Here is a 15,256-nt window from a genome sequence, read left to right on the forward strand (position 1 = left end):
AGAAGCTCTGAGAGCGTCCTTTCCACACCCTGTGAATTCCCTGAGAAACGCACAGGCGCCTCTCAGGAAGCGCCTGGGAAGGCCGGGCGGGTCAGAACAGCCCGTCCTGCACCCCCGCCGCCTCTTTGATCCGCCGCACCGGAACGGTCAGCTCACCCCCCGCGGCGGGCACCAGCCCCCACCCGGTCAGCAACCGCGTATCGACCACGACGACCCCGCCCTCCGTGGCCAGATGCAGATCGGGCCCCGCGGCGGCGACCAGCTCCCCGCTCACCACACCCCCGGCGACCAGCTCACTCACCTCCCCGACGGCGACGGGCAGCCCGGCGAGTCCGAACACGCCCACGTGGTCGACGACCCGCAGGGGCTCCCGCACGAGCGACTCCGGCCAGGCCGGGAGCGCCGCGGCCCGGGCATGCACCTCCGTGATCTCCGCGGCCCGCTCGGCCTCGGTGCCGGGCAGCGCGGACCGCACGGCCCGCTTCTCGGCGTACGGAATCCGGTCGGGCACCCGCAGCGCCGCCCGCAGCAGCTCCTCGCTGCGCCGCGCGGCCATCAGCGGCCCGACGCCGAGCCAGCTGAAGCAGACGGCCCCCTGCTCGAGCAGCCGCGCGGAGCCGCGCTCCTCCGCCGTGATGCCGACCTTGAGCATGCCGGGCCCGAACCACGCCAGATACACGTGGTACGGCCGCGGGTCGTCCGCGAGGGTGTCCGCCGCCACGGAGTGCGCCCGGTCCAGCCGCGCACACTCCTCGCAGCGGGTGCCCGTACTCCGCCCCGCCACGACCGCTCCCACCGGGCACACATGCCCCCGAGCCCCCACGCAGGTCCGCACATCCCCGTCCGCGACCCCGAAGGCCACACGTTTCCCCCAGGTCAGCGCGCTGCGCCGCCCACCGTCCCACGTCAGCACGGGACCGTGCGCCGACCACCGCAGCCCCGAGCACCTCCATGCCTGTGCCATCTCTGCCGAGAGTAGGCGGCACCACTGACAACGCGGGGTAGCCGACGGGGACCGGCCTCACCGCACGGAGTCGGCACCCACGGCATCGGCGGTCTCCGGCTCCCCGTCCCGCTGGACCGGCACGGCCGGTTCCCCCGAGCGTCCGGCACGCCGCCGTCCCCGCCCGGCCAGCCGGCACCCTAGGCACCCCTCATGCCCGCCCGGGGCCGCCGAGTCCCGAGCCCGCCACGCCCACTCCTCCCGGGGCCGCACGCCGGGCCCCTTCCCCCACCCGGCCAGGTGCAGGGCCCAGGTGACAAGGAGGCTCACCACCCCGATCGCGATACCACCGGCGATCAGCGCGCCCGAGACGGTACAAACCCCGACCCCGGCCACACCGGCCCCGACGCTCGCGATGCCGCATCCGACCCACCCCGCGACCGTGTGCCCGTGGTCATACTGATGTGCGCTCACGTGCTCCCCCTCCGACGGGGCCCCGTCCACAGGCCCCCAGAACTCCTCATGAACCACGACGTGCGGCTGAACCTCTCACGAGCCGTGGGATCTTGGGAATGGAAGCCGAGCCGCGTCCGGCAGCCGCACGGGAGCAGGCCCTGTGGGCGACGGACGACCTCATCGCGGCACACCTGGTCGGACATCACGGGATCACCCAACAGGCGGGAATGAGTGTGACCGACCTCACCTGCCTCGCCTACGTCATCCAGGCCGGCGAGACGCTTCCGACGCCCGGAGACCCGGCAGCCCGCGTCCACGTCACCACGGGCGCGGGCAGGCATCCTCAACCGTCCGGAGCGCAGCCGGCTGCCTCACCCGCCGCCTCGACCGACGGCGCAAGGGGCCGCGACGGTCTGACGGCACGGCGACAGGCAACACCAGAGGCCGTGTGGATCGATCCACAGGGCCTCTGGTCTGTGCCCACTCCGCTCACCTGGCCAGGCCGGGCACCCTTGCCGTACTGGTGGCCTGTCCGAGTCCAGGCCACGTGTGGAGCTATGCGGCCTTGGGCCGCCCGGCGCGCCCGGCCGGAACGGGCTCCCAGGCTTCCTCGGGCAGGAAGGTCTCGTCCTCCCCGAAGTCCGGGGCCTGGAAGGGGTTTGTCGTCGGAGGCGGCGACACCGCGCTGGGGCGGCTCGCTTGCGCTTCCGGAGCGGAGAACAGCGAAGTCGGTTCGATGAGAGTCTCTCTTTCGTCGTGACGGCTCTAGAGCTTGGTCATCTTGGCGTACGGGCTCAGGATCCGCATGGGTGCGGAGCCGAAGTCCACGAGCACCGCGATGCCGTCCTCGATGCCGATCACCCGGCCGAGGCCGTACACGTCGTGGGTGACCTGGTCGCCCACCGCGAAGTGCTTGGGTGCGGGCGCGACCGGGGCCTTGAAGGGGCTGGTGGGCAGATGACGCTTCTGTGCAGCAGGCTTAGTCATTGCCCTCAGTATGCGCCTACGCGCAACCCCCCGCTGCGGTCACTGCCGCATCTGAAACGCCGTAGGCCCCGGATCTCTCCGGGGCCTACGCTCTGTGTGCACTCGGCAGGATTCGAACCTGCAACCTTCTGATCCGTAGTCAGATGCTCTATCCGTTAAGCTACGAGTGCTTGTTCTGTTTTTTCGCCGCTCCCGGGCCTTTCGGCTCGCTCGCGGCGACAGGAAGAACATTACATGACTGCCGCCGCCATGTGAAATCCGTTAGCCGCACCCCTTGTGAGCTGCAGAAACGGCCCCAACGGGGGGGTAACGACAGCGAAGCCCCGGTCAGGTGACCGGGGCTTCGTGATCGAGTGCGGAGGCGGAGGGATTTGAACCCTCGATGGGCTTTAAGACCCAAACCGCATTAGCAGTGCGGCGCCATAGACCGGACTAGGCGACGCCTCCAGCGCATCCCCCCGCGCGAGCGCGAGTCGGTGCGTGCCGATGATGACACAGTCGGGCGCGGTGTCACCAATCGACCCCCACGGTACTAGGCGGGAAGGGCGCAGGGCAAAGGCCTTGTCGGGCCGTGGGCGGCCCCTGCGGGGGACTCGACGGGGCCCGGACGGGGGGCCTCGCGCAACATCCGGGACCGTGTCGCGTTAGGCAGGGCATGTTGCGTGCCACTCCCCGGGCCACCGCCCGCCCCGTACTGCGGCGTCTCCTCATCGCTGCCGCCGCCTCCGTCGCCACCGCCGGGTCGCTGGCCGCCGTGTCTCCCGCCGCTGCCGCCCAGGCCAGTGTGTTCGATCTGCTGCCTCCGCCCCGGCTCGGCGTGGGACAGGAGCGGGATCACCTCACCGTCACCGTCCGGAACGCCGGCGAGGGAGCCGACGGGACGTTCGAGCTGTACTGCGGGCCCGACGGCGGCAGCCACCCCGACCCCCGCGGCGCCTGCGCCGTGCTGGAGCGGGACACGCGTTGGGGACAGGACCTCTTCGCGCCCGCCCCGGAAGGCGGCTTCTGCACCATGCAGTACGGCGGACCGGCCACCGCGCACGTCACCGGCACCTGGGCCGGCCGGCCCGTCGACGCCACGTACGACCGCCGTGACGGCTGCCAGATCTCCCGCTGGGACCGGCTCGTCCCGCTCCTGCCGGGTGTGGGAGGCGAGGGAGGAGCCGTCTGAGCCTGCCTCGGATGAGGCGTGGGGGTCGGTGGGGTGGGACCGGTGGGGTCTATGGGGTCGGTGGGTCCGATGAGGCCGGGCGCTCGTGGAGTCTCCCTGCTGGCGCTCTGCCTCGTCGGCGCCTCGGCGGCCGCTGGGTGCCGGAGGCGGGCCGGGCTGAGCCGGGCGATGGGCCCCACGCACGCGTTCCGGAGCGCTTCGCGCTCCGCATATCGGCTCCGCATATCGGCTCCGTTACGCCGCCGGACGTACATGGGCCGCCGCGCCGACCCGCCCGGCCGCCCGCGCCCCGTACTCCCGTACCCCCGCCGGAGGGCCATCGCGTTCCGCGCCGGCCCCGACCCGCACCCCCCGTTTGCGCCACACTCCGCCCTCATCAGGCCAGCCTGGCCAAAAGGTACAGAAACGTCGTCGTCGTAAAGGTCCAGCGGAGGTCTCGCGACGTCGTCGCAGGACCGCGGGCGTTTCCGGTTACTCGGTCGTCAGTTCGGGGTCACTTCCTCGTGCGACCTCCCTCTCATCGGCGTCGCGAGCGCAACCGCAGCCCTTAGACTCCCTCGCGTGACACGCCGCGGGCAGGTTGGCAAGATGGCCCGAGCGGTCGGCTAGGTGCGGTAACAGGGAGGAAGCGTCTCGTGAGCAGCAGGCCATCCCGAGGCGCTGCTCGCCTCGCAGCCATACTGGACGCTCTTCCTGACGCGTTGGTGCTGGTCAATGCCAACGGGACGGTCGTCAACGCCAACACCATCGCCCTGGAGGCCTTCGAGACTCCGGGGACCGCCCTCGTGGGGCGCGGGCTGCTCGATCTGCTGCCGCAGTTCGACTCCAAGCTGATCCCCGGGTCCATGCGGCGGCCGGAGCACCTCGATCCGCGGGCCCGGACCAAGCCGACCCGGATGGTCGCGCGCAGGACGGACGGAACAGAGTTCCCCGTCGAGGTCACCAGTGCGAATCTGGAGAACGGGCAGCAGGCCTACGACAGTTACGGCTACACCGCCGACGAGCTGCTCATGCTCGTCGTGCGTGACCTGTCCGGGACCGTGGACACCGAGGCCGAGCTGGCGCGGTCGCAGCGGCAGACCGAGATGATCCTGCGGGCCGCGTCCGAGGGTGTCGTCGGGACCGACACCGACGGGCGGATCGTGCTCGTCAATCCGGCCGCCGCTCAGATACTGGGCTTCCGCGCCAGCGATCTCGGCGGGCGTGAGCTGCACACCCTCGTGCTGCACTCGCGTGCCGACGGGTCGCCCTTCCCGTACGAGGACTCGCCGCTCGCCGACACCCTGCGCTCCGGGCGCAAGCACCGGGTGCGCGGGCAGGTGCTGTACGCCAAGGACGGCGGGAAGGTTCCCGTCGACCTGACGACCGCGCCCGTGCGCGACGGCGACCAGCTCGTCGGCGCCGTCATGACCTTCACCGACCGGCGGCCCTACGACGCCGTCGTCGAGGAGAAGGAGGCGGCGGAGAAGGCGCACGCCGAGGAGCTGGAGCGGATCGCCGAGGAGCACGCCTCCGGGCTCACCGCGCTCCGCCAGCAGCACGTCACCGAGCTGGAGGAGCTGCGCGAGCGGCACGCCGAGGAACTCGGCGCGAACGAGGAGCGGTACGCCGCGCTCGGGGAGCGGGAGAAGGACCGGTTCGAGGCGCTCGCCGCACGGCACGAGCAGTTGCTGACCCTGCTCGGGCGCTCCCTGCGCGGGCCCCTGGATGAACTGCGCCGCGAGCTGGCCGCACTGGCCGCCGATGACGCGGGGCAGCTGTGGCCCGAGGCCAACCAGGTGCTGCATCACCTGTCGGCGGGCTATTCACGCATCACGACGCTGATCGACAACGTCCTCGGGTACCAGCGGCTCGACACCGGCAGCGAGAGCGTCACCCGGACGAAGGTCATGCTGGACGCCGTCGTCGCCGCCGGTGTCGACGGGGCCGTCGAGCTCATCGGGCCCGGGCGGGTGCAGTTCGCCGTGCACGCGCCGCCCATCGAGGCCGAGGTCGATTCCCGGCTGCTCGCGACCGCCCTCGCGCATCTCGTCGCCGACGTGGCCGGGGTCGACGCCACCGGCAACACGCCCGTGTCCGCGGGCGGCTACCTGGACAACACCGTCGTGGTGGCGGCGGCGCAGCGCGGCGAGGTCGTCCGCATCGAGGTGCGCGGGCCGTACGCCGGTGGTGACACGGTGCACGAGCCCATCGTGCGCGGCATCGTCCGGGCCCACGGCGGTGTCCTGCAGACGCATGACGTGCCGGGGATGAGCGGGAGCGCGTACGTCCTCGAAGTACCGCTCGGGGGCGGGGCCGGGGCCGTCCCCGACCAGCCGGTGGACGAGGGTGTTCCCGCCGCGCCCGAGGAGCAGACCTCCGGCGGGGGGCGGCGCCGGGCGCGGCGGTCCTCGACCGACGCCTTCCTGGACGGGGACGTTCCGGCCGGTGAGAGCGACGGGGCCGAGGGCGGTTCGCCCACCGGGCGGCGCCGGAGGCGGGCCGCCGGGGAACCGGCCGCCCTCCCGGCTCAGGCCTCCGGTGAGGGCGCCGTGTCGGGCGGTACCGGGCGGCGGCGCGGGCGGGCCGCCGAGGACGCTGGTGCGGATGCCGTCGGGAGTGCCGTCCAGGGTGTCGCCGAGGGGGCCGTGGTCACGGCCGCCGAGCATGCGGCGGGGGCCGCCGCCTCGAACACTGGGCTGGGCGGGACCGTTCCGCCGCAGGGTGTGCCCGCGCCGTCCGGGCGGCGGGCCCAGCGGGAGCCGGGTGAGCAGCACGCGCTGCCGCCGGCGTTGCCCGCGGCGGCGTCCGGCATGGCCCAGGGGCAGGGGCAGAGTGTGGGGCAGGGCCCGGCCGGGGCTCCGCAGCCGACAGGGCGTCGCCGGCGTGCGCTGGCCGCCGCGAACGAGCGGGCGGCGGCTGCCCAGGAAGCGGCTGCGGCCGGTCCGCGGCCGGTGTTCGCGCTGCCTCCCGCCGAGGCCGACCAATCCCCGGCCGCCCCTGAGACGCAGGCTGCGCAGAATGGCCAGGTACAGCAGCAGGCCGCAGACAGTGGCGCCGGGGCGCCGGTTCCAGGGCAGGGAGCCGTGGGAGTTCCCGGTGCGGCTGCCGCCGACGCCGGGGGCGTCGTCGAAGGGCGGCACGACGCCGTCCCGCACGACCAGTCCGCCGATCACACCCCGCCGCAGCCGCATCCGACCAGCGCACCGACCGGGCGCCGACGCCGAGCCGTGACGGCACCCCAGCCGGCCGAGGGAGCCGCAGCACAGGCGCCTGGCGCGGCTGCGGCCGGTCCGCCTTCCCAGGGACCTTTCCAGGGAGCCGGGCAGCACCCCCCGGCACCGGGGGGTGCCGACCAGGGGGGAGCCGTGCCGGGGGGCGCCGCGCCCGTGGGTCCCGGGCCTGCGGGAACCGCGCCCGTGGGTCCCGGGCAAGGTGTTCCCCCGCAGGGAGTCCCCGCGCAAGGGGCCTCCGCGCAGGACGCCACCGGGCAGATTCCGCCCGGCCAGGCCGCTCCAGGCCAGGCCGCTCCAGGCCAAGGCATTGCGGGCCAGGGTGCGCCCGTCCAGGTCGGGGCGGCCGCTGCCCAGGCCGCGCCGGGTACGGCCGTGCCGGCCCAGGGCGTGGCGGTCCAGGGCGTGGCGGTCCCGGCGCAGGACACCACCGGTCATCCCCAGGCCAACGCCGGTCACCCCCAAGGCACCGCCGCTCACCCCCAGGGCGTGGCGCTCCCCGCGCAGGACGCCACCGGTCACCCCCAGGCCAACGCCGGTCACCCCCAAAGCACCGCCGCTCACCCCCAGGGCGTGGCGCTCCCCGCGCAGGACGCCACCGGTCACCCCCAAGCCAACGCCGGTCACCCCCAAAGCACCGCCGCTCACCAGGGCAACGCCCCCCGGCCGCAGGCAACCGCCGTACCGCCGCAAGGCGTCGCCGTCCCGCCGCACGCGCATGCCGTCCTGCCTCAGGGCGTCGCCGTAGCGCAGCAAGGTGCGGCCGTAGCGCCGCAGGGCGTGTCCGTCCCCGCGCAGGGTGGTCTCGGGCACAGCGTGCAGGCGGCGCTCCCGGGGCAGCCGGTCCAGGTCCCCGCCCCTGCCGCGCCCCCGCCCGGGCCGCAGCAGGGCGTTCCCGCACCGGAGCAGCACACCTCCGCCGGTCAGCCGCTCCCCGCCGAGGCGGCCCCCGGGCAGAACACGGGCGCCCCGGCCCAGGGCACTCCCGCCCCCCAGCCCTGGCCCAGCGCCGACGGCACCTCGGGCACCGGTGTCGCCGTACCGCCGAACGGCGCCGCGCACCCCGCCCAGCCCAACGGCGCGCCGCCCCGGCCGAGCACCCCCGCCCCCGGCACGCCGCTGCCCCCGGAGGGTGCCGCTCCGCGTGCCGCCGCTCAGCCGCTGCCCGCGGAGGCCGCGACGGCCGTCGACCCCAACTCGACACAGGGGCGGGCGTTCAGCGTCCGGACGCTGGGGCAGGGCGTAGCCTTCAACCGGCAGGCGGCCCAGGCCCAGCAGCCGTCAGCCGCCGCCTCGGCGACGCCTCCCCCGCACCAGCCGGGCGGGTCGGGCCGCCGCCGCAAGCTCGGTACGCCGCCCGACCCGGCCACGCGTACGGAACAGGCGGCCGGGCCGGAGCAGGGCCCGCGTCCGTCGGCGCAGGCAGCCCGTCCCGAGCAGGCCCGGCCGCATCCGACGGCCGAGCAGACACCCGCGCCGGCCCCCGCAGGGGCCCAGGTCCCGGCGGGAGCCCAGGCTCCCGTCCCCGCGCAGCCGTCCCTGGCCGGTCAGACGCGGCTCGCGCAGATGACCGAGGGCGGCGGGCGGTCGTATGCCATAGGCGCGCCGGACGTGAACGCCGCCGAGGGGCCCGAGCCGCTGGACGGGCCCGGTGGGGCCGTCGAGGTGGCCGATCCGCCGCGGCCGCAGCCGATGGACGACGAGTTGCCGCCGGAGCCGCTGGACAACCCGCGGCGGCTGCTGGTGTGGCCCGCGCCGGACGTCAGCACGCAGCAGGCGCTGAGCGACCGCGGCTACCGGCCGGTGATCGTGAACTCGCGCGAGGAGGTCGACGCGCAGATCGCGGCCTTCCCCGCCGCGCTGTTCGTGGACCCGCTGACCGGGCCGATCACGCGGACGGCGCTGCAGTCGTTGCGGCAGGCCGCCGTGGCCGCCGAGGTCCCCGTCCTGGTCACGGCCGGGCTCGGGCAGGCCTCGCGGGACGCGGCGTACGGTGCCGATCCGGCCGTGCTGCTGAAGGCGCTGGCGCCGCGTGACAGTGAGCAGCATCCGCCACGGGTGCTGCTGATCGAGGAGCACGCGGAGATCGCGCTGGCGCTGACGGCGACGCTGGAGCGGCGCGGGATGCAGGTCGCGCGGGCCGCGAGCGACGCGGACGCGGTGACGCTGGCGGGACAGTTCCGGCCGAACCTGGTCGTGATGGACCTGCTGCAGGTGCACCGGCGGCAGGAGGGGTTCGCCGGGATCATCGACTGGCTGCGGGCGAACGGGCAGCTCAACCGCACCCCGCTGGTCGTCTACACCGCCGCCGTCGACCAGGCGGACCTGCCGCGGCTGGCGTCGGGGGAGACGGTACTGTTCCTCGCGGAGCGGTCGACCAGCAACGAGGTGCAGTCCCGGATCGTCGAACTGCTCAGCAGGATCGGGACCAACTAGCGGCCTCCGGGGCGCGAGCCGCCTTCGGGCTCCACCGCGCCGTCGCTCCACCGCGCCGTCGCTCCACCGCGCCGTCGCTCTACCGCGCCGTGAGCATCTGCCTCGCCGCACCGCTGCACCCGCTCATGGCCCGCGACTTCGGCGCGGCGCCCTCGGCCGTCGCCTGGACCGGGCGAAGAACAGCAGGCCGACCGGGCATCCGAGCCGTCCGACCGCTCGGCAACCGGCCGGGCAGGCCTTCAAGTGGCGGGCCGCCACCACCGCCACCCCACCCCCACCGCCACCGCCACCGCCACCGCCACCGCCACCGCCAACACGGCGTACGTGGTCGCCGGTTCCGCGGGTGGGGTGGGCGCGGTCGCGGGCGGGCGGCTGGTGCTGGGCTGGGGGCCGACCGCCGTACGACGGTGAGGGCTGCCATACGGCGGTCCCCCGGGCTGCCGTACGGCGACCCCCGGGCCCGTCAGAGCCGGGTGACGTCCAGCTCCCCTTGCGCGTACTGCCTGCGCAGGACCTTTTTATCGAACTTGCCCACGCTGGTCTTCGGAACCGCCTCGATGATCGTCCAGCGCTCGGGCAGCTGCCACTTGGCGATCCTGCCCTCGTCGGCGAGGAAGGCGCGCAGGGTCTCGAAGCCGGCGGTGGCGCCCTCCCTGAGGACGACCGTGGCCAGGGGGCGCTCGCCCCACTTGTCGTCGGGGACGGCCACGACGGCCGCCTCGGCGACGTCCGGGTGGGACATGAGCGCGTTCTCCAGCTCCACCGACGAGATCCACTCGCCGCCGGACTTGATGACGTCCTTGGCGCGGTCGGTGAGGGTGAGGTAGCCGTCGGCGGAGATGGTGCCGACGTCGCCCGTCTTGAGCCAGCCGTCCTCGCTGAACTTGTCGGCGGGGCGCAGGGGTTCCTCGGGTCCGTTGTAGTAGGCGCCCGCGATCCACGGGCCGCGCACCTCCAGCTCGCCGGCCGACTCGCCGTCCCAGGGGAGGCGCTCGCCGCCGGGGCCGGTCAGCCGGGCCTCGACGCCGGCCGGGAAGCGGCCCTGGGTGAGGCGGTAGGCGAACTCCTCCTCCGTGCCGACCGCACCGGCCGGCGGACGGGCGACCGTGCCCAGCGGGGACGTCTCCGTCATGCCCCACGCGTGGCAGACCCGCATGCCCAGCTTGTCGAAGGCCTCCATCAGCGACGGCGGACAGGCCGAGCCGCCGATGGTGACCTGGGTGAGGGAGGAGACGTCCCGGGGGTGCGCGGTCAGCTCGGCGAGCAGGCCCTGCCAGATGGTCGGGACGGCCGCCGCGTGGGTCGGCTTCTCGCCCTCGATCATCGCGGCGAGCGGGGCCGGCTGGAGGAAGCGGTCCGGCATCAGCATGTTCACGCCGGTCATGAAGGTCGCGTGCGGCAGGCCCCAGGCGTTCACGTGGAACTGCGGCACCACGACCAGCGAGGTGTCCTCGTCGGTCAGGCCCATCGACTGGGCCATGTTGACCTGCATCGAGTGCAGGTAGATGGAGCGGTGGCTGTAGACCACGCCCTTGGGGTCGCCGGTGGTGCCGGAGGTGTAGCACATGGACGCGGCCTGGCGTTCGTCCAGCTCGGGCCAGTCGTACGTGGTGGGCTTCCCGGCGATCAGGTCCTCGTACTCGTGCACCCGCACGGTCGCGTCGGCGAGCAGGGAGCGGTCCCCGGGGCCGGTGACGACCACGTGCTCGACGGTCTTGAGGTGCGGCAGCAGCGGGGCGAGCAGGGGCAGCAGCGAACCGTTGGCGATGATCACGCGGTCGGCGGCGTGGCTGACGATCCAGGCCAGCTGCTCCGGCGGGAGGCGGAGGTTCAGGGTGTGCAGGACCGCGCCCATGGACGGGATCGCGAAGTAGGCCTCCACGTGCTCCGCGTTGTTCCAGGCCAGCGTCGCGACCCGCTCGTTGCCGACGACGCCGAGGTCCTCCTTCAGCGCGTGCGCCAGCTGGGCCGCGCGGGCGCCGATCTCCGCGAAGGAGCGGCGGTGCGGCTCGTCCTCACCGGTCCAGGTGGTCACCTGCGATGTCCCGTGGATCGTCGACCCGTGGGTCAGGATCCTCGAGATCAGCAGTGGTACGTCCTGCATGGTGCTCAGCACGGCGTCCTCCCGGGGCGACATTGCCTACGCGGTGGCAAGGGATGCGCTGATTCTGCGCACATACCACGCGGTATGTCACTAGGACCGGGCGATCGATCACATCACGCCATGCCGGAGAAGCAGCTCACAGCGAGGCGGGGCGGCACCTCACCGCCGGTTCACTGACGGACGAGCCCCAGCTCAGCGTCCTCGCGGAGCTTGCCCAGCGCGCGGGAGACGGCCGATTTCACCGTGCCCACCGAGACGCCGAGCACCTCGGCCGTCTGGACCTCGCTGAGGTCCTCGTAGTACCTGAGGACCACCATCGCCCGCTGCCGGGCGGGCAGCCGCATGATCGCCCGCCACATCGCGTCGCGCAGGGCCTGCTGCTCGGCCGGGTCGTCGCCGCCGCGCACCGGCTCCGGCTCGGGCAGCTCGTCGCAGGCGAACTCGTCGACCTTGCGCTTGCGCCACTGCGAGGTCCGCGTGTTCAGCAGCGCCCGGCGCACATAGCCGTCGAGGGCGCGGTGGTCCTCGATGCGCTCCCAGGCGACGTACGTCTTGGCGAGCGCGGTCTGCAGCAGGTCCTCCGCGTCGCTCGGGTTGCCGGTGAGCGAGCGGGCGGTACGCAGCAGCACCGGCTGGCGTGCCCTGACGTACGACGAGAACGACGGATACGGAAGGGTCTGCGCCGCTGGTGCGGCAGCCTTCGAAGCGCTGGTGCAGACGAGTGTGGTCATGGCTCAACGCTATGAGCGGGGGGTGCCGAGCGGATCGGCCGCAGGTCCCGAAGCGGAGTCCCTCTCAGGTTGGAGGGGTAGGGGTCACCGCACCTCCTGTAGGTGGAGCGGAGGGGTCGGGGTCCTGCGGGTTCACCCGTGCGGGTCGGCGGTCAGGACGAGCCCCGACGTCGGCACGCCCGTCCCCGCCGTCACCAGGACCCGCTCCACGCCCGGCACCGGGTTCGCCGCCGTCCCCCTGATCTGCCGGACGGCCTCCGCCACCCCGTTCATCCCGTGCAGGTACGCCTCCCCCAACTGACCACCGTGGGTGTTGAGCGGCAGCCGCTCCTCCGCCACGAAGTCCGCCGCCTCGCCGGGGCCGCAGAAGCCGAACTCCTCCAGCTGCATCAGGACGAACGGCGTGAAGTGGTCGTAGAGGATCCCCACGTCGATGTCGGCCGGGGTGAGCCCCGAGGTCCGCCACAGCTGCCGGGCCACGACCGCGGTCTCGGGCAGGCCGGTGAGGTCCTCGCGGTAGAAGCTGGTCATCTGCTCCTGGGCGCGTCCGGCGCCCTGCGCGGCCGCCGCGATCACGGCCGGAGGGTGGGGCAGGTCGCGGGCCCGCTCGACGGAGGTGACGACGAGCGCCTGCCCGCCGTCCGTCTCCTGGCAGCAGTCCAGCAGCCGCAGCGGCTCGGCGATCCAGCGGGACGCGGCGTGGTCGGCCAGGGTGATGGGCCGGCCGTGGAAGTACGCCGCCGGGTTGGTCGCCGCGTGCTTGCGGTCGACGACGGCCACGTGCCCGAACGCCTCCGGGGTCAGCCCGTGGGTGTGGAGGTAGCGCTGGGCCGCCATCGCCACCCACGAGGCCGGGGTGAGCAGGCCGAACGGCAGCGACCAGCCGAGCGCCGCGCCCTCCGCAGTCGGCTCCCGGTGCCGCACCCCGGAGCCGAAGCGGCGGCCCGAGCGCTCGTTGAACGCCCGATAGCAGACGACCACGTCCGCCACGCCCGCGGTGATCGCCAGAGCCGCCTGCTGGACGGTGGCGCAGGCCGCGCCGCCGCCGTAGTGGACACGGGAGAAGAAGGAGAGCTCGCCGATGCCCGCGGCCTGGGCGACGGTGATCTCGGGGCTGGTGTCCATGGTGAAGGTGACCATCCCGTCGACGTCGGCCGGTGTCAGCCCGGCGTCCGCGAGGGCCGCGTGCACCGCCTCGACGGCCAGCCGCAGTTCGCTGCGTCCCGAGTCCTTGGAGAACTCGGTGGCCCCGGCACCGGCGATGGCCGCGCGCCCGCCGAGACCGTCCCGTCCTCGCAGGCTCATGCCGGGACCCTCGCCGTCACCGTGCCCGTGACGTGCCGGCCGATGCCGTTCGCGCCGACGACCCGGACCGTCACCAGGTCCCCGTCGACCTCCTCGACCGTGCCCGTCAGCACCATCGTGTCGCCGGGGTGGTTGGGCGCGCCGAGCCGGATGGCCACCCGGAGCAGTTCCGCCCGGGGGCCGAAGTGGTCGGTGACGTAGCGGCCGACCAGGCCGTTGGTCGTCAGGATGTTCATGAAGATGTCGGGGGAGCCCTTCTGCCGGGCGAGCTCCGGGTCGTGGTGGACGTCCTGGAAATCGCGGGACGCGATCGCCCCGGCGACGATCAGGGTCCGGGTGACGGGGATCTCCAGGGGCGGCAGCGGGTCGCCGGTGTTCACGGCGTCACCCCCTGGAAGACCGGCAGCACCAGCTCCTCGTCGTAGCGCCGGAACTCCAGCCGCACCGGCATGCCGATCCGCACCTTGTCGTACGGCACCCCGACCACGTTGCTGACGATCCGCACGCCCTCCGCGAGCTCGATCAGCCCGACCGCGTACGGGGGCTCGAAGGCCGGGAAGGGCGGGTGGTGCAGGACGACGTACGAGTAGACGGTGCCCTCGCCGCTCGCCTCGACGGTGTCCCAGTCCGGGGAGCCGCAGTCGTTGCAGCCCGGCAGCCAGGGGAAGCGCAGGGCGCGGCAGGCGGTGCAGCGCTGGATCAGCAGCGCGTGACGGGTCACTCCCTCCCAGAAGCCGGCGTTGTCGCGGTTGACCACGGGGCGGGGGCGGCGTTCGCGCGGCGGTGCCGGGCGGGGTGCGGGGGCGTACTTGAGGATGCGGAAGCGGTGGGTGCCGGCCCGTTCGCCGCCGGCCCGGATGTCGGTGCGGGTGGTGACGAAGTACCCCGTGCCCAGCTTCGTGGTCTTGCGGCCGGACACCGACTCGATGACCGAGTCGAAGGTGATCTCGTCGCCCGGGCGCAGGGGGCGCAGGTACTCCTGCTCGCAGTCGGTGGCGACGACCGCGTGGTGGCCCGACTCGTCGAGCAGGGCGAGGAGTTCGTCGTACGCCGCCGTGCGTTCCGGGCGGCGGTGGAGACCGGCCATCGTCCATGCCTGGAGCATGGTGGGGGGTGCGGTGGCGTCCGGTCCCGTGTACGCGGGGTGGGTGTCGCCCATGGCCTCGCACCAGTGCCTGATCATCGGCTCGTTGACGGGGTCCCGGCCGACCCCGGTGGCGGCGGCCGGACGGCCCTCGTAGGCCTTCAGGCGCGCCTCGAACTCCTCGTGGACCTCCGGCTCACCAGTCACAGTTTCTGACTGTCCGTCAGATCCGTCTCCCCGTCAAGAGCCGTAAGGAGCCGCAGGAACGGCAGGAGCCGCATGGCCGTATCAAGACCCGCCGAGGCCCGACGAAACCCGGTGACGGCCCGCAGGACGCGGAAAACGCCTGCGCGGCGGCACCGAAGCACCGCCGCTCAAACGCTTGTCCCCCCTCGAAGCACACCCACGCGGAAGGCGGGCCGATGCCGGCACACCGGCCCGCTCAGCTCACCACCACAGCGGGGTGAAGCTGATGGCGGTGTTGTCGTTGCCCTGGCTGACGGCGGTGAACGCCGAGCCGTTGACCTGGGCGGTGTTGCTCTGGTTCGCGGCGCCTTCGCCGACGGCCTGCTGCTGGGCGGTGTCCGCGTTGCCGAAGTTGTCGCCGCCGACGCCGCTGCCGAGGATGCCCTGCTCGGCCTCTGCGACGGACGCGATGGATCCGTCGTCCGCGAAGGCGCCGTTGTCCGCGAAGGCGCCGTTGTCCGCCGTCGCGACACCGGTGAAGAGGGCGGCTGCGAGCGGAAGGGCGGATACGGCCGCGATGACACGGGCGGTGCGGATGCTTGCCATGTTTCTTGTCCCTCCAGGACTTCCCAAACCGAGGG

Annotated in this window: 12 protein-coding genes and 2 tRNA genes; 3 read left to right on the plus strand and 11 right to left on the minus strand. The window is 73.5% G+C overall.

The window, feature by feature from the left end; genetic code table 11:
- Positions 1-91 precede the first annotated feature (91 nt).
- From ACZ5TL_RS00755 to ACZ5TL_RS00775, 5 genes are all read right to left on the minus strand, one after another.
- Entirely contained in the window at positions 92-964 is an 873-nt protein-coding gene (locus ACZ5TL_RS00755; RefSeq protein WP_468586250.1) for a DUF2797 domain-containing protein, read from the minus strand.
- A gap of 57 nt (positions 965-1,021) precedes the next feature.
- Positions 1,022-1,417: an HGxxPAAW family protein gene (locus ACZ5TL_RS00760; protein WP_468586252.1), complete on the minus strand. Its 396-nt coding sequence runs from the start codon at positions 1,415-1,417 to the stop codon at positions 1,022-1,024.
- A 747-nt stretch (positions 1,418-2,164) separates the two neighbouring features.
- Positions 2,165-2,386 carry a hypothetical protein gene (locus ACZ5TL_RS00765; RefSeq protein ID WP_468586254.1) on the minus strand — a complete coding sequence of 74 codons (222 nt, stop codon included), beginning with the start codon at positions 2,384-2,386 and terminating at the stop codon, positions 2,165-2,167.
- A gap of 97 nt (positions 2,387-2,483) precedes the next feature.
- Positions 2,484-2,556 (minus strand) — tRNA-Arg (locus ACZ5TL_RS00770).
- Between the two features lie 186 nt (positions 2,557-2,742).
- Positions 2,743-2,833: transfer RNA gene (locus tag ACZ5TL_RS00775), tRNA-Ser, on the minus strand.
- A gap of 211 nt (positions 2,834-3,044) precedes the next feature.
- Here ACZ5TL_RS00775 and ACZ5TL_RS00780 point away from each other — a divergent pair.
- The 3 genes from ACZ5TL_RS00780 to ACZ5TL_RS00790 all read left to right on the plus strand — a co-directional run bounded on the left by ACZ5TL_RS00780 (position 3,045) and on the right by ACZ5TL_RS00790 (position 9,616).
- Positions 3,045-3,557: an SSI family serine proteinase inhibitor gene (locus tag ACZ5TL_RS00780; protein WP_468586256.1), complete on the plus strand. Its 513-nt coding sequence runs from the start codon at positions 3,045-3,047 to the stop codon at positions 3,555-3,557.
- 635 nt (positions 3,558-4,192) lie between these two features.
- Positions 4,193-9,205 (plus strand): PAS domain-containing protein, encoded by a 5,013-nt coding sequence (locus ACZ5TL_RS00785; RefSeq protein WP_468586257.1) that lies wholly within the window; start codon positions 4,193-4,195, stop codon positions 9,203-9,205.
- Between the two features lie 243 nt (positions 9,206-9,448).
- Entirely contained in the window at positions 9,449-9,616 is a 168-nt protein-coding gene (locus tag ACZ5TL_RS00790; protein WP_468586259.1) for a hypothetical protein, read from the plus strand.
- A 52-nt stretch (positions 9,617-9,668) separates the two neighbouring features.
- On the opposite strand, the gene ACZ5TL_RS00795 is transcribed toward ACZ5TL_RS00790, so the two are convergent.
- From ACZ5TL_RS00795 to ACZ5TL_RS00820, 6 genes are all read right to left on the minus strand, one after another.
- Entirely contained in the window at positions 9,669-11,342 is a 1,674-nt protein-coding gene (locus tag ACZ5TL_RS00795) for a long-chain fatty acid--CoA ligase (protein WP_468586261.1), read from the minus strand.
- Between the two features lie 137 nt (positions 11,343-11,479).
- Positions 11,480-12,040, minus strand: a complete 561-nt coding sequence (locus ACZ5TL_RS00800) for a SigE family RNA polymerase sigma factor (RefSeq protein WP_468586263.1) — start codon at positions 12,038-12,040, stop codon at positions 11,480-11,482.
- A 132-nt stretch (positions 12,041-12,172) separates the two neighbouring features.
- Positions 12,173-13,345 (minus strand): lipid-transfer protein, encoded by a 1,173-nt coding sequence (locus ACZ5TL_RS00805; protein ID WP_468586265.1) that lies wholly within the window; start codon positions 13,343-13,345, stop codon positions 12,173-12,175.
- Entirely contained in the window at positions 13,342-13,725 is a 384-nt protein-coding gene (locus ACZ5TL_RS00810; protein WP_468586267.1) for a MaoC family dehydratase, read from the minus strand. Before ACZ5TL_RS00810 ends, ACZ5TL_RS00805 begins: the two co-directional genes overlap by 4 nt.
- Positions 13,722-14,636: a bifunctional MaoC family dehydratase N-terminal/OB-fold nucleic acid binding domain-containing protein gene (locus tag ACZ5TL_RS00815; protein WP_468586268.1), complete on the minus strand. Its 915-nt coding sequence runs from the start codon at positions 14,634-14,636 to the stop codon at positions 13,722-13,724. The genes ACZ5TL_RS00810 and ACZ5TL_RS00815 overlap by 4 nt, the downstream gene beginning before the upstream one ends.
- A gap of 240 nt (positions 14,637-14,876) precedes the next feature.
- Positions 14,877-15,221, minus strand: a complete 345-nt coding sequence (locus tag ACZ5TL_RS00820; RefSeq protein ID WP_468586270.1) for a hypothetical protein — start codon at positions 15,219-15,221, stop codon at positions 14,877-14,879.
- Positions 15,222-15,256 lie beyond the last annotated feature (35 nt).

It is taken from the genome of Streptomyces sp. NPDC033136, assembly GCF_055578235.1.